Source organism: Kitasatospora sp. NPDC054795 (genome assembly GCF_053611565.1).
Genome location: NZ_JBSHAP010000149.1, coordinates 1 through 21,770, shown reverse-complemented (window position 1 = coordinate 21,770; position 21,770 = coordinate 1). Strand labels below are relative to the sequence as shown.

Annotated in this window: 12 protein-coding genes and 2 pseudogenes; 8 read left to right on the top strand and 6 right to left on the bottom strand. The window is 71.4% G+C overall.

Going from position 1 to position 21,770, the window contains the following annotated elements; all coding sequences use genetic code 11:
• Positions 1-122: 122 nt before the first annotated feature.
• The 3 genes from ACWGJO_RS35660 to ACWGJO_RS35650 are packed head-to-tail and all read right to left on the bottom strand — an operon-like array spanning position 123 to position 4,265.
• Entirely contained in the window at positions 123-1,955 is a 1,833-nt protein-coding gene (locus ACWGJO_RS35660) for an alpha-keto acid decarboxylase family protein (protein WP_452189873.1), read from the bottom strand.
• Entirely contained in the window at positions 1,952-4,060 is a 2,109-nt protein-coding gene (locus ACWGJO_RS35655; RefSeq protein ID WP_452189872.1) for a flavin monoamine oxidase family protein, read from the bottom strand. The genes ACWGJO_RS35660 and ACWGJO_RS35655 overlap by 4 nt, the downstream gene beginning before the upstream one ends.
• A 25-nt stretch (positions 4,061-4,085) precedes the next feature.
• Positions 4,086-4,265 (bottom strand): hypothetical protein, encoded by a 180-nt coding sequence (locus ACWGJO_RS35650; protein WP_452189871.1) that lies wholly within the window; start codon positions 4,263-4,265, stop codon positions 4,086-4,088.
• Between the two features lie 321 nt (positions 4,266-4,586).
• On the opposite strand from ACWGJO_RS35650, the pseudogene ACWGJO_RS35645 reads away from it, so the two are divergent.
• A pseudogene (locus ACWGJO_RS35645) lies at positions 4,587-4,712 on the top strand (family 1 glycosylhydrolase); the annotation flags it as partial.
• A gap of 348 nt (positions 4,713-5,060) precedes the next feature.
• Here ACWGJO_RS35645 and ACWGJO_RS35640 read toward each other — a convergent pair.
• Entirely contained in the window at positions 5,061-5,555 is a 495-nt protein-coding gene (locus tag ACWGJO_RS35640; RefSeq protein ID WP_452189870.1) for a DDE-type integrase/transposase/recombinase, read from the bottom strand.
• Between the two features lie 203 nt (positions 5,556-5,758).
• A complete protein-coding gene (locus tag ACWGJO_RS35635) occupies positions 5,759-6,142 on the bottom strand; it encodes a hypothetical protein (RefSeq protein ID WP_452189869.1) in 384 nt (127 codons plus the stop codon).
• Between the two features lie 764 nt (positions 6,143-6,906).
• Here ACWGJO_RS35635 and ACWGJO_RS35630 point away from each other — a divergent pair.
• The 6 genes and pseudogenes from ACWGJO_RS35630 to ACWGJO_RS35605 all read left to right on the top strand — a co-directional run.
• Complete coding sequence (locus ACWGJO_RS35630; protein ID WP_452189868.1) at positions 6,907-9,528, top strand: SpoIIE family protein phosphatase; 2,622 nt, start codon at positions 6,907-6,909, stop codon at positions 9,526-9,528.
• Between the two features lie 226 nt (positions 9,529-9,754).
• Positions 9,755-11,269 carry a TIGR02677 family protein gene (locus ACWGJO_RS35625; protein ID WP_452189867.1) on the top strand — a complete coding sequence of 505 codons (1,515 nt, stop codon included), beginning with the start codon at positions 9,755-9,757 and terminating at the stop codon, positions 11,267-11,269.
• A 34-nt stretch (positions 11,270-11,303) separates the two neighbouring features.
• Positions 11,304-12,518, top strand: a complete 1,215-nt coding sequence (locus tag ACWGJO_RS35620; RefSeq protein ID WP_452189866.1) for a TIGR02678 family protein — start codon at positions 11,304-11,306, stop codon at positions 12,516-12,518.
• Positions 12,519-12,535: 17 nt separating this feature from the next.
• Positions 12,536-16,633 (top strand): TIGR02680 family protein, encoded by a 4,098-nt coding sequence (locus ACWGJO_RS35615; RefSeq protein ID WP_452189865.1) that lies wholly within the window; start codon positions 12,536-12,538, stop codon positions 16,631-16,633.
• A complete protein-coding gene (locus ACWGJO_RS35610; protein ID WP_452189864.1) occupies positions 16,630-17,976 on the top strand; it encodes a TIGR02679 family protein in 1,347 nt (448 codons plus the stop codon). The genes ACWGJO_RS35615 and ACWGJO_RS35610 overlap by 4 nt, the downstream gene beginning before the upstream one ends.
• Positions 17,928-18,068 (top strand): annotated as a pseudogene (locus ACWGJO_RS35605) (hypothetical protein); the annotation flags it as partial. The gene ACWGJO_RS35610 and the pseudogene ACWGJO_RS35605, both read left to right, overlap by 49 nt.
• Here ACWGJO_RS35605 and ACWGJO_RS35600 read toward each other — a convergent pair.
• Positions 18,034-19,398: a cytochrome P450 gene (locus ACWGJO_RS35600; RefSeq protein WP_452189863.1), complete on the bottom strand. Its 1,365-nt coding sequence runs from the start codon at positions 19,396-19,398 to the stop codon at positions 18,034-18,036. The pseudogene ACWGJO_RS35605 and the gene ACWGJO_RS35600 sit on opposite strands and share 35 nt — an antisense overlap.
• A 250-nt stretch (positions 19,399-19,648) precedes the next feature.
• Between ACWGJO_RS35600 and ACWGJO_RS35595 the strand changes: the two genes are divergently transcribed.
• Positions 19,649-21,709 (top strand): phosphocholine-specific phospholipase C, encoded by a 2,061-nt coding sequence (locus tag ACWGJO_RS35595; RefSeq protein WP_452189862.1) that lies wholly within the window; start codon positions 19,649-19,651, stop codon positions 21,707-21,709.
• The last annotated feature ends 61 nt before the right edge of the window (positions 21,710-21,770 follow it).

Here is a 21,770-nt window from a genome sequence, read left to right as displayed (position 1 = left end):
GGGGGGGGTGGGGGGCGCCCGGCCGCGCCCGGGCCGCGGGGGGGGGGGGGGGTCCGGGGGGGCGCGGCCCCCCCCCCCCCCCGGGGGGGCCCCCGGCTCCCGGTCTCGGCGGACGAGGGGGCCTACTGGCACTTCTCGTCGATCTTGTACTGGAGCGCCCTCGGGTAGTCGTGCCGGCTGAGCCGGACGCGGGCCAGGATCGGCGCGTGGTTGATGTCGTTGCCGGGGTCGGCGATGTCCAGCAGGAGCGATTCGAGCTCGGCGTGGGTGGTGAGCTCGTACCCGTGCATCCGGTCCTTGTCCGTGCCGAAGACCTCGGCCAGCTTCTCGTACCGCCACGGGTGCAGCACGTTGTAGAAGTCGGCGCCGTCGGACGGCTTGTCCTTGTAGTAACAGGGGCTGACCAGCATCTGCTCGATGCCGTAGAAGCCCTCGTTGTCCAGGACGAAGACCACCGGCCGCAGGTGGTGGCGCACATGGGTGGACAGCTCCTGGCAGATCTCCTGGAACGAGCCGTCCCCGACGAACACCAGCGGCCGCTTCAGCGGCTTCTGCCGGCCCAGCGCCACGCCGGTGGCCGCGCCGACCGAGTAGCCGATGGACAGCCAGCTGTTCTGCGCCAGGAAGCCGGCCCGCTCGGTGATCCGCAGGTTCATCGAACCGATCAGCGCGAACGCCGCGTCCGAGACCACCGTGAACGGCGAGGGGGCCTGCGGGTCCCTACCGGTGGCCTGGTGCTCCAGGAAGTGGTTGACGTGCTCGAAGAAGCTGTCGTACGTCAGCTCCTCCGGGTATCGGTCGGTGCTCAGCGACTCCAGGAACTCGGCCGTGGTGGCCGGGACGTCCAGGCCCGCCGCGTGGGCCAGCGCGAAGTGGTCGGCCGGGAAGGTCTGTCCCTGCAGCGCCTTGCGCAACGCCGAGATGAACCGGCCGAGTTGGACCTCGGGGAAGTATGTGGCGCCGACGCTGACACCGCCGCGGGCCGCCACGATCCAGTCGTCGCCGATCGACTGCTCGCCACCGAGGTTCTTGGACGTGGACCAGGTCCCCAGGCCGATCCGGCACCCGGCGTTCTTGAAGGTCTCCCGGATCTCCGGCAGGCTCGCCTTGCCGTTGTAGACGCCGGCGAACAGGGGATGCCGTTCGGAGACCACGGACTTCGCGCCGACCGTGGTGCAGAACTGCATCCGGGTGGACTGCACGAACTCCGACAGCTCGGCCTCCAGTCGCTGGCGGACGAGTTCCTCGCCGGCCCAGACGATCGGCGTGCCGAACTTCCCGATCAGCTCCACCGCCGCCTTGACCGCCTTGGCCAGCATCTCCTCGTTCCGCTTGGTGAACGCGCGCTCGTGAGCGCGGAGTTCACCCTGCGGCGGCTCGCACGGCGCGTGCCAGAGGTCCTCCATCACCTCCAGGTAGACGGGCTTGCGCTCGGTCAGGCACGCGGTGATCGCGCTGTCGATCTGCCAGGGCGCGAGCCCCGGGTTGGAGAGCACCTGCGCGTCCACCGTGACCTGCCGGTAGACGTCCAGGTTGCTCTCCCGGCGCGGGCTCATGTGCGAGGTGAGCAGGCCGACCGCCTGCTGGTTGAGCCACTGTTCGTACGAGGGCGCCGCGTTGATCGCGATCAGCGGCACGTCCTCGACGTACGCGCCGCCGATGGTGTTGAGCAGGCTGAACGCGCCCACCCCGTAGGTCACCGCGACCGCACCGACGCCGACCTCGTCCTTGTCCGGGTCGGCGTCGGCGCCCCGCACCCGGGCGTACGCGTCCGCGGCGTAGCCGCCGCCCATCTCGGTCGGGGTGCCGATCCAGCGCACCGTGGTGGTGGACTGCATGATCGTCAGGAACGGGCCGAGGAAGTCGCCCGGCACCCCGAACAGGTACTGGATGCCCAACTGCTCCAGTCTGGTGGCCAGGTAACGGGCCACCGTCCATTCGTGCTCGCCGCTCATCTGCTCATCGCCTCCTGTCGACGCTCCCCGCGGACCCGCACCTCGGGCCGGATCTCCGGTTCCGCCGGGGGCGGTGGCGGTGGCGCCTCGTGGACGGCGATGGCCGCCCGCACGGCGGTCTCCACCGCGCCCTCGATCCAGGCGTGCTTGAGCGAGACGTGCTCGCCGGCGAAGTACACCGGGCCTTCCGGCTTGACCGCGTCGAGGTGGAAACTGGTCATCTGGTGCGGGGTGTACACCGCCGCCTCGCCGAACGCGTACGGGTCGCGCAGCCAGCTCTGGGTCTTCCCGTAGCCGGTGTAGAACACCTCGATCCGCCGGCCGTGCACCGACTGGAGGTTACGCAACGCGTAGACGTACCGCTCGTCGTCCTCCATGGAGTCCCAGCGCACCGCGTCGTCCGACCAGCTGTAGCCGGCCAGCACCACGCCGCCGCCGTCGCTGTCGGGCACCGGGTGCGAGGGGTAGTACATGAAGCGGTTCGGGTTGTCGGTGGTCGAGCCGCCGCCGAAGCAGTTGGTGGCCGGGCGCACGCTCGCCCGGAGCAGCGGGGTGTGCTGGTAGGCCTCCCGCTGGCCCTGGCTGATCCGGCGCTCGTCCACGCTCGCGTGCGCGCCGAGCAGCACCTCCGGCAGGTTGCGCGGGGGCCGGTGGCCGTTGTGGGCGGCGGCCCTGGCCGCCTCGGCGTCCTCCTCGCCGGCCCGCTGGTAGTACTCGTACAGGCCGGGTGCGATGGAGTCGAGCTCGACCTTCCAGTCCGCCTCGGTGAACTCCCACCAGCGGCGGGAGAACTCCAGCAGCACCTTGGTGGCCTGGTCGTAGTGGGTTTCGATGATCGCCCGGCGCTTCTTGTACGAGAACGGGGGCGTCACCTGGACGAACCGCAGGGCGGAGAACGGGACCGTCACGATCGCGAAGTCGCCCGTCCAGACGGTGGGTTCGGCCTCCGGGTCGTGCTCGGGAACGGTCATGACGGCGACCTGCGGCCCGTTCGGGCCGACGCTCCGGGCGCCCCCGCCGTCCCGGCGCGTGTCCCAGTACTCCATTCGGATCATCCGCTCGCCCATCCGCAGCTCCGTCCGGAGCTCCTCGGCGAGCGCGTGGGGCAGGTTCCAGCTGCCGCCCTCGATCTCCCAGTAGGTGGCCGTGGGATTGATGTCGCTGCGGCCCAGGAAGGTGTGGAAGAAGGACAGGTGCAGCCGCGAGGTCATGTTCTCGATCGTGCCGATCGCCTCGATGGCCTCGTCGCTGAAGCCCGCGTACTCGCGCAGGAAGCGGCCCATCGAGTAGCCGTCGAAGTCGTGGATCACCCGGGCCCAGCCGTCCAGCCACTCGGCGAACGGCTTGTTCTCACGCTGGCCGTCCTTGGACACCGAGTAGTAGTCGCGGACCGGATCGAGTGCCTGGTTGACCATGTCGGCGGCGGTGATCCGCACCTCGTCGCCGGTGAGGTGGAAGCCCTCGTTGACGCTGCTCGGGTCGGCGGTGTACTCGCTGCGCCGGGCCTGGATCCGGTTGGCGCGGATCCACGAGTTGAAGCGCTTGGCCGGTTCGCGGAAGTCCGGGCTGTCCGCGCCGTACGTCCACACCTTCCCGGGTTCGAAGGACTCGTAGACCACCGGTGGCACGGGCGCGTTCTGGTTGCCGGTGTCCGGATCGACGTCGACGTTGAAGAAGAGCTGCCGCTGCAGGCCGAGGCTGTCGACCAGGGCCAGGGTGAGCGGGTGGAAGCTGGGCAGCCGCATCGCCCCGGCCTCGGCGTACTGCTCCGGGTCGTAGAACGGGCCGTCCTCCTCGTCGTCGGTGGAGCGGAAGGTCTTGATCCGCCCGCCCACCCGGTTGGCGTTGGCCTCCAGGATGGTGACGTTGTGTCCGGCGTCCTTGAGCAGCTTCCCGGCGACCAGGCCGGCGATGCCCGCGCCGACGATCAGTACGTCCTTGGGCTCGTCCGTCTCCGGGATGCCGTCCTTGATCAGGACGTCGAGGTAGCGCAGCTTCAGGTCCTTGTCGTCCGGACCGACCAGCAGCAGTTCGCGCGCCAGCTGCCGGCAGGTCTGCCGACGGGCGCGTTCGTCGGCGGCGCCTGTGATGACGGGGTTTTCCATGGTGTCTCCTCGGAGCGCTCGGGGGTCAGGAGCCGACCGGCTTGTTGGGTAGGTCCTTGCCCTCGGCGAGTAGGCGCAGCGTGCTGATCGAGGGGGTGAAGGCGTAGGGCGCGCCCCCCTGGGTGTCGGTGTTCGTGCGCGGCTTCGGTCGGGGTAGCTGCTCGACGGACGATACGGAGGTGGGACGGGTGGGGGCTGTGGTCATGGGTCGGGCTCCTCGCGCTGGGGGTGCGAGACAGGCAGTGTCGATCACAAAGTGCGAGAGTCTCGCTACTCAACGTAGCTTTGTTGTCGAGAGTCCTGTCAACCGGAGGTCAGCCTCTCGGTGGGGTCGCACAGCGTCACCGGGCGCCGCGCTTCCGTACGGGTATGCGCGGTCGAGTGAGAGGTGGCACGGGCCTGCGGAAGCGGTTTGTGGCGGGTCCGGCAGGGCTGGTCGTGGCGACGGTGGCGTCCTCGGCGTGCGGCGGGCCGACCGGGTGGTCCTCGTCGCTCCCGGCTGCAAGGACAGGGTGTTCGACGGGTCGAAGGGTTCAGTCAACGCTTTGGCCTAGTCCACGTCGACTTCGAGACCCAGCGCCGCACCCCCAGGGCCTCCTACGCCTGGTACCGCGACATGGTTGCCGCCCACAGGGATGCGCTTCCAAGGTAGTTGGCCTCCGACCGCTGCGGGATATACGGCTGTTTGGCAATGGTCGAGAGGCCACCGGCCACCTGGATGCTGCGGTCTGTATCAGCTGCTGCACAAACACACAGGGTGTCCGATGAGTGCGCAGCCCGTCGTTACAGCCCGTCGTTAGTGGTTCAACTGTCGACCGGTTGCGTACGGTCCAGGGTGTGAAGCGTCGGACGACACCCTTCGCCGGTTGGGCGAGGATTCCTGGAGATCGGTGTCGGGAGCAGCCCTACCAGGCCACTTGGCCAGGTAGGGCTGCGGCAGGCACGCTCATGCCACGTACGGGATCGAGTACTGAGCGGGCAGTGGCTTGCCACCGCCCGCTCAGTACTCAATCGCGAATGTTGCGGATGTGGACGGCGATCTGTCGCCCGTTCTCGTCGCAAGTGACAGTGATTCCTTCTTGGAGGTCATCGAGGTGCCCCGGTCGGCGTGCACGGTCTCGGGGGCGATGCCGTTGCGCGCGATGGTCTCGCGGATCAACTCCTCTGCTCGCTCGGCCGATTCGGCCGCCTCGACGGTGTGGCCGGCGATGTAGCGGTTGAAGATGTCGATGATGACGTAGGCGTGGTACCAGATGCCCTTCCTGGGGCCGGCTGCTTTGGTGATGTCCCAGGTGAAGATCTGGGAGGGGCCGTCGGCGACCAGTTCGGGCACCGTCCTGGCCGGGTGGGTGGCCTGGCGGCGGCGCTCACCGGACTGCCCGCGCTCACGCAGGATCCGGTACATCGTGGAGACCGAGCAGTGGTAGCGCCCGCTATCCAGCTCGCGGGCCCAGATCTGTGCGGGTGGCAGTTCGGCGTACTCGGGGCTGTTCATCAACTCCAGTACCGCATCTCGCTCTTCGGTCTTGAGGGCCGACGGCTGGACCTGCGGGGACCTGGGCCCGCGCGGGGGCGGTGGCTTCAGCCTGTGGTAGTGGGTGGCCCGGGAGCGGCCGGTCGGCCGGCACGCGGCGGTGGTGCCCGGCGCGTGTTCGACGGCGGTGAAGGCTTCGTCCACGACGGGGTCGGCGGCGTGCGTCAGTCCGCGCTCTCGGAGATCTCTTCCAAGAGCGCCGACGCTTTTCCCGGGACCTCCAGTGCGGCCTTGTTCCGCACGAGTTCCTTTTCCAGCCGTTCCACCTGTCGGTGCAGCTTCTCGTTCTCGGCCTCGGCGGCGGACTTCTTCGGACGGGCCGGGCTCGTGCGGTGGTCGACCAGGTTCTCCAGGGCCCCGGCATCGCGCGCGGCCCGCCACTCGGTGACGTGCGAGTGGTAAAGGCGCTCGCGGCGCAGGACCGCGCCCTTCTCGCCCTCGGGCGCGGCGTCGTACTCGGCGACGATCCGCAGCTTGTACTCGGGGCTGAACGTGCGGCGCTTCGGCCTGGGAGCCGGGTCGGCTGCGGACGGATTGGTGCTGGTCATCAAGGGTGGAACTCCTACTCGGGCCCTCTCAGGCCAACCCGACAAAGCGGGATGTCTCACCCAAGGCTGACAGAGAGGGTTTCCCGACGTGATCTCGTACTCCTGCTCCGCGCCTTCGCCGTCGAAACACAGGGTCACCACGCGGCCGGGACTGACGACGTCAGCCGGTGCGGTGCGGTCGCCGGTGAGGTGGTCCTTGAGAACGGCGGCACGGGCTTCCAGGTCGGCTTGCTGGTCCCGCTCGCGCCGGAGCTGATCTGCTCGTGTGCGCGGCCCGGCCCGATGGTCGGACGAGGCCTGTTGCTCCAGCCTCGTACGGATCTGCCCCAGCTCGTGGTCGATGCGCTGCCCACACGCCCTGCCGGCAACTCCTGTCGGGTCGTAGCCCGCGAGCCGGGGCAGGAATCTCGGGCGCGGTCGCCAGGCCCGCCATTGTGGGCGGCGGTACGGAGCCGGTCCGGTCCGAGGTTTGTTGGGCGGGGATGCGGAACGCTTTGGCCGGCGGGCGAGGGGGAATGTCATTGAATTGCGAGGTCGCGAGTGTGAACGTGATCGATGATGTGCGGGCCGCCCCTTTCCGTGGCCGACGGTCGGGTGCGGCGCCCGGTTGCCGGGCCCTCTCGTGCTCGGGGCGGGACCATGGGTGTATGGCGAAGGACACGGACTCCTCTCCCCGGCATCCGGGCCGGTCGGGCGTCCGCCGAAGGCGGCGGCATCCACGCCCGATCCCGACGGAGCCGTCGGTACGGCGTCTGCGGTCGGTGATGGGCATCCGCAGCGTCGCCGGCCAGATGTTCGTCCTGCAGGTGTTGATCGTGCTGTTGCTCGTGGCGGCGGCGGTCGTCGCGCTGCTGGTCGAGTCCCGTAGTGACCGGTTCGCGGCAGCGCGTGACCGCTCGCTCGCGGCGGCCGAGGCGTTCGCCCACAGCCCCGGCCTGGTGGCGACGATGCAGGGCCCCGATCCCAGCGCGGTGCTCCAGCCGTTGACCGAATCGGCCCGCAAGGCCGCCCAGGTCGACTTCATCGTGGTGACCGACCGGAACGGCATCCGGTTCACCCACCCCGAGCCGGAGCAGATCGGCAAGAAGTTCGTCGGCACCATCGGGCCGTCGCTGCAGGGCCGGGTCACCGTCGAGCAGGTACACGGCCCGCTCGGCCTGGAGTACCAGGTGGTGGTCCCGGTGGAGGACACCCGGGGTGCGGTCGTGGGCATCGTGTCGTCCGGGATGAAAGTCGCCAACGTGAGCAGCGCGATCGACCGGCAGCTGCCGGTCGTGCTGGGTGCCGGCGCCGTCGCGCTGGGCCTGGCCACGACCGGAACGGCGCTGGTGGGCAGGCGTCTCCTGCGGCAGACCCACGGCTTGGGGCCGGAAGAGATGACCCGGATGTACGAGCACCACGACGCGGTCCTGCACGCGGTGCGTGAGGGCGTGGCCATCGTCAGCGGCGACGGTCGGGTCCTGCTCGCCAACGACGAAGCGCGTCGGCTGCTCGACCTGCCCGCCGATGTGGAGGGGCGCGCCGTTGCCGACCTCGGCCTCGCCCCCCGTACGACCGGACTGCTGACCTCCGGCCGTGCTGTCACCGACGAGGTGATCCCCGTCGGCGACCGCCTGCTGGCTGTCAACAACCGCCCCACCGACAGCGGGGGAGGCCCGCCCGGGAGCGTCACCACCCTGCGCGACTCCACCGAGCTGCTCGCCCTCACAGGAAAGGCCGAGGTCGCCCGTAGCCGGCTCAGGCTCTTGTACGACGCGAGCGTAGCCATCGGAACCACCCTGGACGTCCGGCGCACCGCGGAGGAACTTGCCCAGATGGCCGCCCGGGAATTCTGCGACTACGCCACCGTCGACCTCGCCGAAGAGGTCCTGCGCGGCGAGGAACTGCGGACACTGACGGTCGGGGCCCCGGTCGTACTGCGGCGGGTGGCGGTCACGGGTGTCCGGGACGATTCGCCGCTGTACCCCCAGGGGGAGCTGGTCACGTGGGCCGGGAGCACCCCGCAGGCGGCGGGCGTCGTCAGTGGGCGTTCCGCGCTGGTCCCCGAGCTGGCGACCGATGCCGGATGGCGCAGGCAGGATGCCGAGCGCACGCAGGCGGTGCTGGAGTTCGGCCTCGCGTCGATGATCGCCGTTCCCCTGACGGCGCGGGGTGTGCTGACGGGCGTGGCCTGCTTCTGGCGCAGCCGGGACAGGGGTCCGTTCGAGGAGGACGACCTGTCCCTGGCTGAGGAGCTGGCCGCCCGAGCCGCCGTGTCCGTCGACAACGCCCGCCGCTTCACGCGCGAGCACACGATGGCAGTCACCCTGCAGCACAGCCTGTTGCCGCGCGCGTTGCCCGAACAGAGTGCCCTCGACCTCGACTATCGCTATCTGCCCGCCCAAGCAGGGGTCGGCGGCGACTGGTTCGACGTCATCCCGTTGTCGGGGACCCGTGTCGCGCTCGTCGTCGGCGACGTGGTCGGCCACGGACTGCACGCGGCCGCGACCATGGGCCGTCTGCGCACCGCGGTCCAGAACTTCTCCACCCTGGACCTGCCGCCGGACGAGATCCTCGGACACCTGGACGAAGTGGTCGCCCACATCGACCAGGAGACGGCCGCGGCCGAGGGACAGCTCTCGATCACCGGCGCCACCTGCGTCTACGCCGTCTACGACCCCACCACCGCGGCCTGTGTCCTGGCCCGGGCGGGTCATCCCCCGCCCGCCCTCGTCCACCCGGACGGCACCGTGGAGGTCCTCGGTCTCCCCGCCGGCCCGCCGCTCGGCCTGGGCGGGATGCCCTTCGAAGCCACGGAGGTGCGCCTGCCGCCGGGCAGCAGTCTGGTCCTCTACACCGACGGCCTCATCGAGGACCGCACCCGCGACATCGGCGTCGGCCTGGACGTCCTCAGCACTACCCTGGCCCACCCCGACCGGTCGCCGCAGGAGGTCTGCGACGCCGTGCTGTCGGCCCTGCTGCCCGCCCGGCAGACCGATGACATCGCCCTCCTCGTCGCCCGAACCCGCATGCTGGAGCCCGATCGGATCGCCGAGTGGGAGGTGAGCGCGACTCCTGCGGCCGTGTCCCAGGCCCGCGCCGACGCAGCCCGACAGCTCGCCGAGTGGGGCCTGGACGAGGCCGGCTTCGTCACCGAACTGCTGCTCAGTGAGCTGGTGACCAATGCCATCCGCTACGCGAGCGGACCGATCAAGGTGCGCCTGCTGTACGACCGCACGCTGATCTGCGAGGTCTCCGATTCCGGCAGCACCGCCCCCCACCTGCGCTACGCGGCCGCCGAGGACGAGGGAGGCCGTGGGCTGTTCCTCGTCGCCCGGCTCGCCGAACGCTGGGGTGTCCGCTACACGCCCGAGGGTAAGATCATCTGGGCCGAACAGTACCTGTAGCCAGGTCATGGTCGTCCGCGTCGCCGTGAAGGACGGACTGCCCGCCCGGACCGGACACCCAGCTGTCGTGCGTGCCGAGCAGCAGGTCGGTCGGGTACGAGGGGCTCCGGGCCCGGACGTGGTCCGGTCGGGTAGCGGGCCACCTGGTCGGCGCTGTCCATCGTTCGCGTACTGTGGTGCCCGACGGGGCCGGGAAGGGGAACGGTTGCGCAGGGTGCCGCCGGAGATGTTCCGGTTCACGACGGGGGAGAAGGCCGGACTCTACGGTGCGATCCTGCAGGCCTTCGGCGCGGCCAACGAGCGGTTGGAGACCGCGCTCGGGTTGGACGAAGTCCGCGCCCGGCTGCGGACGGTCGGCTGGCTCGACGCTGTCCACGACGACGATCTCCGCGAGGCACTGCAGAGCTTGAGGGAGTGGCAGCTGCTGGACGTCGTCCAGAACCACGCGGAGAACTACCGTACGGCTGAGGAGTACGAGCGCCGCAACCTCCAGTACTCGCTGACCCGGCGCGGTGAGGCCGCGTTCGCCGGGGTCGAGCACGCCCTGTCGGTGCTTGCATCGACGGGTGCGCTGCAGACGGCGGTGCTGGAGGCGATCACGGACCGGCTCGACGAGCTGTACGTGCTGCTGGGGGACGCCGCGTCGTCGGACCGCCGGGTCTTCACCACGTTGCAGGAGCTGGAGGGCCACCTGGAGGCGCTGCTGGCCAACACCAAGGCGTTCAACGGCGAGTTGCAGCGCCTGCTGCGTGCCGAGGGTGCGGACCTGGCGACCTTCCGGGAGGTCAAGGCGGCGACGGTGGCCTACCTCCAGGAGTTCCTCGTCAACCTCGACCAGCGGGGTCGGACAGTGGCCACCGCGGTGGAGCGGGTCGAACGGCACGGGGTCGGCCTGCTTCATGAGCGGGCGCTGCGGGGTGCCGAGTTGCCGCCGGTCGCCGACGGTGATCCCGCGCCGGCATGGCTGGAGCGGCGCCGGGCGCGCTGGGAGGGGCTGCGAGCCTGGTTCCGGCCGGTAGACGGGGCGCGACCTCGCGTGGAACAGCTGCATGACGTGGCGCGGCGGGCGATCGTGACGCTTCTCCAGGTCCTCGACCGGATCACCGAGTCACGGCGCCGCTCGTCCAGCGCCGTCCAGGACTTCCGGGAGCTGGCCCGCTGGTTCGCCGCGGCGCCCGGCGAGGACGACCTGCACCGCCTGTGGTCGGCCGCCTTCGGTCTCGGCCCGGCCCGCCACGCCCATCTCGCGCACCCCGATCCGGAGTCGGTGCCGCCGTCGGGAGGTTGGGCCGAGGCCCCGCCGGTGCAGGTGTCGGCCCTGCTGCGCACCAGCGGCCGTACCGAGAGGTTCACGCGCACCGGCAAGGTGCGCGACATCGGCGGCGTCAAGGCGGCCCGGGCCGAGCGGGCCCGGAAGGAGCGCGCCGAACTCGAAGCGGCCTGGGACGTCCTGGGCACCGACGGCCCGGTGCGGCTCTCCGGCTTCGGCATGCTGGACCACACTGTCTTCGAGCGGCTGCTCGACCTCCTCGGCCGGGCGCTGGCCGTACGTCCGGACGCCGACGGAGCGCGTCGGGCGGTCACCTCGGACGGCCGTGTCGAGATCGTGCTCCGAGCGCTTCCCGACGGCGGGCGGGCCGTCCTGAAGACCTCCTGCGGCCGACTGGAGGGGCCCGACCACTTGGTGGAGATCCGGAGCCCGGGCATCGCGCGGGCGGCCACCCCTGAGGGCACCGCATGAGCCGGCGGAGCGCGATCACCACCAGGCGGGGCGCATGAGCACCCTGGCCAACCAATTGGTCCTGGCCGAGCGGCAGGACGTCGCCCGAGGCATCCGACTGCTCCTCGGCCGGCCGCTGATCACCGAGCGCGGCGACTCGCCCTCCTTCGAAGTGATCCGCCGTCGGCAGGACCCGTTGACGAAGTGGTTCGACTACCACTGCGGCTGGCAGCTGGTGGTGGAGCCGCGTCTGGGGTACGCGCGCCTGCTCAAGCTCCGGGAGGTACCCGACGCCTCGCGCCCCGCCCGTCGGCTGCGGTCCGGCAAGGCCCCGTTCGACCGACGCCGTTACACGCTGCTGTGCGTCGTCGCGGCCGAGCTCCTTCCTGTCCCGGTGACGACGGTCGGCCTGCTCGCCGACCGGGTCGTGCAGGCCTGTGCCACCGACGAGGCGCTGCCGCCCTTCGACACGGCGAGCAGGTCCGAGCGGATGGCGTTCGTGGACGTGCTCAAGCTGTTGGAGGCCTACGGCGCGCTCCTCACCGTGGATGGTGTCACGGAGAGCTTCGCCGACTCGGCGAAGGCCAAGGTCCTCTACCGGGTGGATGCCACCGTACTGATGCGTCTCCTCGCCGCACCCGTCGGGCCGTCCCGGCTGGCCGTGCCGGCGGAGGACGTACCGCTGCGCTTCGAGGAACTCCTGCGGGGCACGGTGCGCGAGGCCCGGTACGGTGGCGCCGACGCCTCCGACGCGCAGCGCAACCTCCGACTGCGGCACTCGGTGCTGCGCCGGCTCTTCGACGACCCGGTCCTCCACCACGACGAACTCGGCGCCGACGAACTGGCCTACCTCACCTCGCCGACCGGGCGCCAGATCGTCCGGCGCGCCGCCGAGCAGGGCGGCTTCGTGCTGGAAGAACGGGCCGACGGCCTGCTGCTCGTGGACCCGGACGGGATCGCCACCGACAGCCGCTTCCCGGACGACTCCGCGACGGCCCGGGTAGCCGCCCTGCTCCTGCTGGAACCGTTGACGGCCGCTCCGGACGGGATGACACCGGAACAGCTCGCGGTCGAGGCGAACGAGCTCCTGCGGCGCTTCCCGCAGTGGGCGAAGAGCTACCAGTCGGAGGACGGCGCCCAGCGCCTTGCGGCTGACGCCGTTCGCATCCTCGGCGACTTCGGCCTGGCCCGCCGGATCGGCGACCGCACTCTCCCCAGGCCCGCGGCGTTCCGGTACCGGACCACCGCGTCCGACGGTCCCGCAGCCTGACCAGGAAAGACCCTCAGATGACCGTGACACAGCTCCCGCAGCGCTCCGCGCTCCCGACGGAGGCCGCAGCACTGCGGTGGCGGCCCTCCCGGGCCGGCATCCTCAACGTCTGGCGCTACTACGACGAGGTCTTCACCTTCCACGAGGGCCGACTGCTCCTGCGGGGGCAGAACGGCACCGGAAAGTCGAAGGCATTGGAGGTGCTCCTGCCCTTCCTGCTCGACGCCAGCCTGCGACCCAACCGGCTGTCCACCTTCGGCGGCTCCGAGCGCACCATGCACTGGAACCTGATGGGTGAGGGCGCCTCGGGCAAGACCCGTGTCGGGTACGTGTGGCTGGAGTTCGTCCGAGACGGCGGAGAGGACGACGGCGGTCCCGGCTGGTTCACCGGCGGCGCCAGGCTCCAGGCCAGTGTGCACACCACCGGTGTCACCGTCGACTACTTCACCACCGGCGCGCGGATCGACCGCCCCGGCGGTCTCTCCCTGGTCAACGACGCGGGCCAGCCGCTCACCCGGGCCGCGCTGGCCGAGGCCCTGCAAGGCCGGGGCGAGCTGCACGGATCACCGAGCGACTACCGCAGCACGGTCCGGAGCACGCTCTTCCCCGGGCTGAGCGAGCAGCGCTACGACGCCCTGATCACCGCGCTGCTCCAGCTCCGCACCCCCAAGCTCTCGGAGCGCCTGGATCCGTCGCTGCTCTCCTCCCTGCTCTCGCGGGCCCTGCCCCCGCTCGGGCAGGGCGAGATCACCGAACTGGCCGAGGGCTTCGAACGCCTCGACCGCCAGCGCGAACACCTGAAGGCCCTGGACGACGAGGTGGCCGCGGCCACCGCCGTCGCGAACCAGCAACGCGGCTACGCCCAGCGCGTCCTGCGCGCCGGGGCGGCGGCGCTCATCTCCGCGACGACCGAGATGGACAACCTCGCTCGCACCTCCAGGGAGAGCGGTGAGGCGCACGCGGACGCCGTTCGTGAGCGCGACGAGAACAGGCGGGCGCAGCAGGAGCTCGAACACGGACGGCAGGAGACCGAGGGCGCCATCGAGGGGCTGCTCGACTCCGAGGCCTACCGGCAGGGGCAGGAGCTCGACCAGCTCCGTCGCAGGACCGACCAGGCCGACCAGGCCGCCGCCCGGGCCCGCACCGCCGCCGACCGGAAGGTCCAGGCGGCCGACGAGGACGCCGGGCGTGCCGACGATGCGCGGCTGCGTTCCGAGCAGCGGGCCGAGCACACCCGGGCCGCTCGGGACGAGGCGCGCGGCGCGGCGCGGCGAGCAGCCATGGAGTCCGTCTGCGCCGAGGTGCAGACGGTGCTCGGCGCCGCACCGGGTCCATCCGGGGAGACAGAGGCGCAGGGGCGTACGGCGCGGCGCCTGCTGCGCGGTGCGGTCGTCTCGCGGCACCGTCAGATCGCCGAGGTCCGGGCCGCCGTAGAGCGTCATGAGCGTTCCCTCGCTGACCGGACGGCGGCGGAGCAGCACCTCGACTCGGCACGCGAACGGCTGGCCGGGGCGACCGCGAAGCGCGAGGGGAACGCCCACGCCTACGAGGTCGCCGTCGACGCCCAGGCTGCCCTGCTGCGCCGTTGGGCGGCGGAGGAGTGCGCGGAGCTGTCGATCGACGACATCGAGGAGCTCGCGTCCCGTGCCGCCGTCGAGACCGACGTCCTCGTGCTGGTCGAAGCCGCCGCCCGGGCGGCGGAGAGTTCCGTCACCGCGGAGGAGACGACCGCCCGCGCAGGCCGGGACGACGCCCGCGCCCGGCGTGACCGGGTCGTCGGGGAACTGGAACGCACCGCGACCGCGGTCGATCTCCCGCCGGTTCCACCACGAACCCGCACCGCCGACCGGTCGGTCCTGCCGGGGGCGCCGCTGTGGCGGTTGCTGGCCTTCCGGCCGGACGTGCCGCCCGCCGACCAGGCAGGCATCGAAGCGGCCCTGGAAGCGGCGGGCCTGCTCGACGCCTGGATGGTCCCTGACAGCGGACTCGTCGTCACCGGACACGACACCCTGGCCGACCCGGCAGGGGCCGTGCCGGCACCGGGCCCCTCGCTGCTCGACGTCCTTTCTCCCGAACCCGACGGCCCGGTGCCGCCGAGCCTGGTGCAGCGGCTGCTCGCAGGCATCGCGTACGGCCCCACGCTCCCGACGGGCCACCCGGCCGCCGTGGCGGCCGACGGAAGCTGGCGGCTGGCGACGGCGGTCGGCTCCTGGAACAAGGAGGAGTCCAGCCACATCGGCGCCGCGGCCCGGGAACGCGCCAGGCAGCGGCGGATGGCGGACCTCACCGCCGAACTGGCCGAGGCCGAAACCACCGTCACCGGTTACGAGACGCGGCTGCGTGCCCTCGCCGACCGCCGGGCGCGACTCGGCGCCGACCTCCGCTCCCGGCCGCACCACCGGGAAGTGGAGCAGGCCAAGCGCGTCTGGGAACGGTCCGAGTCCGACGTGGGCGCCCGCGAGGACGCCGTACGCGAGGCCGTCGAACGGCTCGCGCGCCAGGAGGACGCGGTCGCGGACGCGCTGCGTGCGCTCGCCGTCGCCTCGGCCGAGCACGCCCTGCCGACCGAACGTGCCGCTCTGGACACGACCGCCACGGCCGTCGACGCGCTGCGCGAACAGGCCGACATCTGGCTCGACACCCACCTGGCCTGGACAGCCGCCCAGCACGCCTGGAACTCCGCGCGCAGCCGCGCGGAGGCATCAGGGGGCGCGGCAGCCGAGAGCCTGGAGGAGGCCGAGACCGTCGAGGCCGCCGCCCGCGGGCTCCGATCCACGCTCCGGGCGGTCGAGAGCACCGTCGGCGAGGACTACCGCCAAGTGGCCGCCCGCATCAGTGACTTCCGGAATTCCCTCGACCGGATCCGCCGCGATATCGATTCCGGAACCCAAGCACTTCTCGCGCTCGAAGGCCGCATCGGTGCGCTGGGTGCCACCATGGCCCAGGACGAGGCCAAGCACGACAGGGCCGTGGCGGCCCGGAACGATGCAGCCCGCGGCTTCCGGCAGCTGTGCGTCCTCGGATTCCCCGAGGACGCGGGCCTCGGCCTCGTCCTCACCTCCGTGGACGGCACCCGCGCGACTCTCGAGGCGGCACGCGAGACCGCTGCGGCATGGCCCAACCTGCCGCACGGCACCAGGAACCTCGGCGACTCCCTGAACCGCCTCTCCGAGGCCGTCCACCGAGCCCGCCAGAGCCTCAGCAGCCGTGCCGACCTCGAACTCGAAGCCGAGGAGGACATCCACGTCCTCACCGCCACCATCGACGGCATCCGCGTCGGCGCGACCACCCTCCTCGCCATCCTCACCGCCGACCGTGACCGCAGCCAGGACGACATCACCGCCGCCGAACGGAGCCTCTTCGACCGAACTCTCACCGGCGACACCCGCCGCCACCTCGCTTCCCGGATCCGCCAGGCCGGTGAACTCGTCGAGCGGATGAACGGCCACCTCGAACGGGTCCGCACCGCCTCACGGGTGGCGGTCCGTCTGGTGTGGCAGACCCACCCCGACCTGCCCGCCGGCACCCGGACAGCCCGTGAACTGCTTCTCAAGGACCCGGCCCGGATCACCGAAGCCGACCGCGAGGCCCTGCACGCCTTCTTCCGGGGCCGCATCGAGGAGGCCAAAGCCCGTAACACGGCGGCGACTTGGGAAGAGCAGCTCGCGGAGGTCCTCGACTACACGGCCTGGCACCAGTTCGTCGTCAAGCTGGACCGCGCCAACGGCGCCGGGTGGCAGCTGCTCACCAAGAAGCTCCACGGCGCGCTGTCGGGCGGCGAGAAGGCCATCGCACTCCACCTGCCGCTCTTCGCCGCCGTGGCCGCCCACTACGAGGCAGTGCCGGAGTCCCCGCGGCTGATCCTGCTCGACGAGGTCTTCGTCGGCGTCGACACCGTCAACCGAGGGCAGGTCTTCGCCCTCCTCGCGGCGCTCGACCTCGACCTGGTGCTCACCTCCGACCACGAGTGGTGCACCTACCGGGAGCTCTCCGGGATCGCCGTCCACCAGCTGATCACCGGAGGCGACGGCGACGATGCCGTCACCAGCGCCCGCTTCACCTGGACGGGTGCCGACCTGCTGCCCGACGAAGCCGGCCTGGACGGCTCGGCATGACAGGCCGCCATCCCCTCGACCTCCCCGAACTCCGGCCCCTCTGGTCGGCCGTCCACGATCGCCTGTCGACCGGCCGCCCCGTCAGCCGGGTGCGGTCGGGACCGCTCGACGAAGCCGGCCGGGAGGCCCTGGCCGACCTCCTCGGACTGGACCGGCTCCCCGGCGCCGAACCGACGATCCCGCTCGCCGGACTTGATCGCGCCGTGCTGGAGGTCTGCGGCCGCACCGTCCGGGACGTGGTGGCCGCGATCCTCGGTCCGGTCCACGACCGGGCTGCCGAACGCGAACGCAAGACGGGCCAACGCGAAGCCTTGTGGGGGTGGCTGGCCGGCCATGACGTGGTCACCGCTCAGCCCGTTCTGCTGGAGTGGGTCGGCCACCTGCGGGCCAACGGCCTCGTGGACGGCTCACCCGACCGGACCCGAGGCCTGCTGACCGCCGCGCTGACCGTCCTTCACGCACTCCCAGCCGACGGCGAGCCACTACCGGTCCTCGCCGCCCGCCTCCTCGACGGCGACTCCCACGCCCTCGACGACGGGACACGGCTGTCCTCCCTCGTCCTGCGCGCACTGGCGGTGCTGTACGGCACCGACATGCCCGACACCGCCGAGGGACGACGCGCACTCTGGAGCCGAGCCGGCGTCGCTGACGACGAACTGTCCGCCACCGTTCTCGCCGTCGGTCTCCGCCCCGGGGGAGAAGGCCCGGTCGCCAGGATCTCCCGGATCTGTGCCGCATCGGGCCACCCCGTCAGCCTCACGCTCGCCCAACTGCGTTCACCCGGCGAACGCACCGGTCCCGCAGGACCGGTGCACATCACCGAGAATCCCAGCGTGCTCGCCCTGGCCCTACGGCGCTTCGGCCAGCACTGCCCGCCACTGGTCTGTACCTCCGGCTGGCCCAACACCGCTGTGATCCACCTGCTGCGCGGACTCGCCGACGACGGCGCATCCCTGCGCTACCACGGCGACTTCGACGGTGAGGGGATCCGCATCGCAGCTCACGTCATGGCCAAGACCGGAGCCGTTCCCTGGCGGATGGCAGCCGACGACTACCGGGCCGGTGCGTCCCGGGTTCCCGCGGGACCCGACCCGGGCCGCCTCACGCCCGCACCGTGGGACCGGGCGCTCGTCGGCTCCATCGCCGAACTGCGCACCGCGGTGGTCGAGGAGGTGGTCGCCGACCTTCTCCTCGACGACTTGGCAGAGTACCGTCACGGATGGAATGACAGGCTGTTCGACGGGCCGAGGGCTACCGCCAGCGCTTCGGCAAAGTCGTCCACGTCGACTCCGAGACGCAACACCGCACCCCGAAGGCCTCGTACGGCTGGTACCGCGACCTGACCGCCGCGCACCGGGCCCGGCGTTCGGGGTGGTCGGCTTCCGGTCGGTGCGAGTGGTTCAGTCGGGTTCTGGACGCGGTTCCACCGTCATGAGGAGGTTGTCGGGGTGGTTGGTGCTGGTCATGACGCCCCGGACCCGTGCTCCCGGGGCGGGCGTCAGCCGCCAGCGGCTCGCCACGGTCGCGGCCACGGTCAGCATCTCGGTGCGCGCGAAGGACTCCCCGATGCACAGGTGGTGGCCGGCGCCGAAGGGGACGAACGCGCCGCGCGGGGCGGGGGGCCGGTCGGGCAGCCAGCGGTCGGGGTCGAAGCGCAGGGGGTGGGGGAAGTGGCGGGGGTTCCGGTGGAGGACGAGGGCGCTGAAGATGAACTCGGTGCCTTCGCGGAAGCGGTAGCCGCCGAGTTCGACGTCGGTGATCGCACGGCGGATCGTGATGCCTCCGGGGTTGCGCATCCGAAGGGCCTCGTCGACGACGCGACGGGTGTGGCCGAGCCGGGGCAACTGGTCGGCGGTGAGGGGGAGTACGGCGTGGTCGTGCAGCTCCTGGTGGAGTCGTCGGTCGAGGTGCGGGTGCCGCCCCAGTTCGTGGAAGAGCCAGGCGAGCCCGCCGGCGGCGGTCTCGGTGCCGGCCACCAGCAGGGTGATGAGTTCGTCGTGGAGCTGGCTGTCGGTCATGGCCTCGCCGCTGTCGGCGTCCCGGGCCTGCAGGAGCATCGACAGCAGGTCCGGTCGCCCGCTCGTGCGGTCGGCGCGGTCGGCGCGGTCGGCGTGGATCAGGTGGTCGATGGCGCGGCGCAGCCGGTCGTGGGCGTCGGCGAGGCGGCGGTTGCCCGGCGTGGGGAGCCGGTGCCACAGGTTCGTGGGGTCCAGCACCCGGGTGTACATGCCGTGCAGGACGACGGGCATGGCGTGGCGGATCTCGGCGGCGGCGGAGGCGTCGAGGGAGGTGGAGAACAGCGTCGAGGTGACGATGGCGAGGGACAGCTCCAGCATCTGCCGGGTGACGTCGACCACCTGGCCGGGCCGCCAGGAGTCGGCGCGCTCGGCGGCCAGTCGCGCCATGGTGTCGACGTAGTGGGCGATCTGCTGGTGGTGGAACGCCGGTTGCACCAGGCGCCGTTGGCGGAGGTGGAAGGCCCCTTCGGAGGTGGCCAGTCCGTTCCCGAGGTAGGGGCGGAGCTTGTCGAAGGAGCGGCCCTTGGCGTAGTTCGCCGCTTCGGTGACCAGTACGCGGTGGACCAGGTCGGGGCCGGTCAGCACATAGCTGGGCTTCGGGCCGAGGTGGGCGGCCACGATCGGGTCGTAGGCGGTGAGGCTGTCGAGGAACTCCAGCGGACGCCGCCACAGTGCGAGCGCGTGGCCGATCAGCGGGAGCCGTCCGGGTGCGACGGGAGGGGCCGGTGGTCGGCTGGCGGTGGGCATCGTCGTTCCTCCGGTGAGGGGTCGGGACCCAGTCTGCGGTCCGGCGCACCACCTGCGCACCCTTCGCACCGGGGCGCGCTGGTGGACTTCGCGGCGCACGGAAGCGGATTCACACCTTGTCCGTACAACTTGATGCGTTCGTCTGCCGTACGGCGGCCGGTCATGAACGGGCCGCCGGTTGGTACCCCGCGCGCGCTGTCCTTGGGGGCGCCGTCCTCCACCCTCCTGACATGCTGAGGTCAATCCACCCATGGCAGAGCTGAATCGTCGTCGCTTCCTCCAACTCGCCGGTGCCACGGTCGCGTTCTCGTCGCTGTCGCAGAGCATCGCGCGCGCCGCGTCCATCGCCCCGCTGGGGAGCACCGGCACCCTCCAGGACGTCGAGCACATCGTCGTGCTGATGCAGGAGAACCGTTCGTTCGACCACTACTTCGGGGCGCTGAAGGGCGTCCGCGGCTTCGGCGACCCCCGCCCGGTCACCCTGCCGAGCGGCAGCTCGGTGTGGCACCAGACGGACGGCCTCAAGCGGGAGGTGCTGCCGTTCCGGCCCCAGGTCAGCGACCTCGGGATGCAGTTCGTCCAGGACCTCAACCACGACTGGGCCGGCGGCCACAAGGCCTTCAACAGCGGCAAGTACGACCAGTGGGTACCCGCCAAGACGGCCACCACGATGGCCTACCTGACCCGCCAGGACATCCCCTTCCACTACGCGCTCGCCGACGCGTTCACCATCTGCGACGCCTACCACTGCTCGTTCATCGGCTCCACCGACCCGAACCGCTACTACATGTGGACGGGCTGCACCGGCAACGGGGTCGCCGGCAACGGCCCGGTCCTCGGCAACCAGGAGGCCGGCTACAGCTGGACGACCTACCCCGAGCGGCTGGAGAAGGCCGGGATCTCCTGGAAGATCTACCAGGACGTCGGTGACGGACTGGACGCGGCCGGTTCGTGGGGCTGGATCGGCGACGCGTACCGCGGGAACTACGGCGACAACTCGCTGCTCTACTTCAACAACTACCGCAACGCCAAGCCGGGCGACCCGCTGTACGACAAGGCCCGCACCGGCACCAACGCCAAGGCGGGCGACGGCCTGTTCGACCACCTGCGGCGCGACGTGCAGGCCGGCACCCTGCCGAAGATCTCCTGGATCGCCGCCCCCGAGGCCTTCACCGAGCACCCCAACTGGCCCGCCAACTACGGCGCCTGGTACGTCTCCCAGGTGCTGGACGCGCTGACGTCCAACCCCGACGTGTGGGCCAGGACGGCGCTGTTCATCACCTACGACGAGAACGACGGCTTCTTCGACCACGTCGTGCCGCCGTTCCCGCCCTCCTCCGCCTCGCAGGGCCTGTCGACCGTGGCGACCGCCGCCGATTACTTCGGCGGCGGCATCGGCTACTCGGCCGGACCGTACGGGCTCGGCCAGCGGGTCCCGATGCTGGTCGTGTCGCCCTGGAGCACCGGCGGCTACAGCTGCTCGGAGACCTTCGACCACACCTCGATCATCCGCTTCATGGAGCGCCGCTTCGGCGTCCAGGAGCCCAACATCTCGCCCTGGCGGCGCGCCATCTGCGGCGACCTGACCTCCGCCTTCGACTTCACCGCGTCGAACACGGCCGCGACGGCGCTCCCCTCGACGGCCGGCTACGCCCCGGCGGACCGCAACCGCCACCCGGACTACGTGCCCACCCCGCCCGCCACCGGCACCATGCCGAAGCAGGAGGCGGGCGCGAAGCCCACCCGCCCGCTGGCGTACGCGCCGTACGTGGACGGGGCGGCCGACACCGCCGCGGGCAAGTACCGCCTCACCTTCAGCGCGGGCGCGGCGGCGGGCGCCCAGTTCCTGGTGACCTCGCCCAACCGCACCGACGGTCCGTGGACGTACACCACGGAGGCGGGCCGGACGATCGCGGACGCCTGGAACACCACGTACTCCAAGGGCGTCACGGACCTCACCGTGTTCGGCCCCAACGGCTTCCTGCGCCGCTTCCGCAACCCCGGCAAGACGGCCGGGCCCGAGGTCACCGCCCGCCACAACGCGACCACAGGGAACCTCGACCTCACCCTCACCAACGCGGGCGCCGCGGACGTCGTGCTGACCCTCACCAACGCCTACGGCGGCACGCCGCAGACCCTCACCGTCCGCCGGGGCGCGACCGTCACGTGCACCGTCGACCTGAGCGCCTGCCGCAACTGGTACGACGTGACCGTCACTTCGGGCGCGACCGCCGACTTCGTGCGCCGCCTCGCCGGCCACGTCGAGACCGGCGCCCCCGGCCTCTCCGACCCGGGTATCGTCACCTACTGACGGCACCGCGCACAGCGCCGCCCCGGGCACGTGGGTGCCCGGGGCGGCGCGGTGCCGGTCG

What these genes read in the sequence shown, in the direction of transcription:
- ACWGJO_RS35660 (WP_452189873.1), bottom strand. Translation starts at nt 1,955, where the DNA reads ATGAGCGGCGAGCACGAATGGACGGTGGCCCGTTACCTGGCCACCAGA.
- ACWGJO_RS35655 (WP_452189872.1), bottom strand. Translation starts at nt 4,060, where the DNA reads ATGGAAAACCCCGTCATCACAGGCGCCGCCGACGAACGCGCCCGTCGG.
- ACWGJO_RS35650 (WP_452189871.1), bottom strand. Translation starts at nt 4,265, where the DNA reads ATGACCACAGCCCCCACCCGTCCCACCTCCGTATCGTCCGTCGAGCAG.
- ACWGJO_RS35640 (WP_452189870.1), bottom strand. Translation starts at nt 5,555, where the DNA reads ATGAACAGCCCCGAGTACGCCGAACTGCCACCCGCACAGATCTGGGCC.
- ACWGJO_RS35635 (WP_452189869.1), bottom strand. Translation starts at nt 6,142, where the DNA reads ATGACCAGCACCAATCCGTCCGCAGCCGACCCGGCTCCCAGGCCGAAG.
- ACWGJO_RS35630 (WP_452189868.1), top strand. Translation starts at nt 6,907, where the DNA reads ATGGGCATCCGCAGCGTCGCCGGCCAGATGTTCGTCCTGCAGGTGTTG.
- ACWGJO_RS35625 (WP_452189867.1), top strand. Translation starts at nt 9,755, where the DNA reads ATGTTCCGGTTCACGACGGGGGAGAAGGCCGGACTCTACGGTGCGATC.
- ACWGJO_RS35620 (WP_452189866.1), top strand. Translation starts at nt 11,304, where the DNA reads ATGAGCACCCTGGCCAACCAATTGGTCCTGGCCGAGCGGCAGGACGTC.
- ACWGJO_RS35615 (WP_452189865.1), top strand. Translation starts at nt 12,536, where the DNA reads ATGACCGTGACACAGCTCCCGCAGCGCTCCGCGCTCCCGACGGAGGCC.
- ACWGJO_RS35610 (WP_452189864.1), top strand. Translation starts at nt 16,630, where the DNA reads ATGACAGGCCGCCATCCCCTCGACCTCCCCGAACTCCGGCCCCTCTGG.
- ACWGJO_RS35600 (WP_452189863.1), bottom strand. Translation starts at nt 19,398, where the DNA reads ATGCCCACCGCCAGCCGACCACCGGCCCCTCCCGTCGCACCCGGACGG.
- ACWGJO_RS35595 (WP_452189862.1), top strand. Translation starts at nt 19,649, where the DNA reads ATGGCAGAGCTGAATCGTCGTCGCTTCCTCCAACTCGCCGGTGCCACG.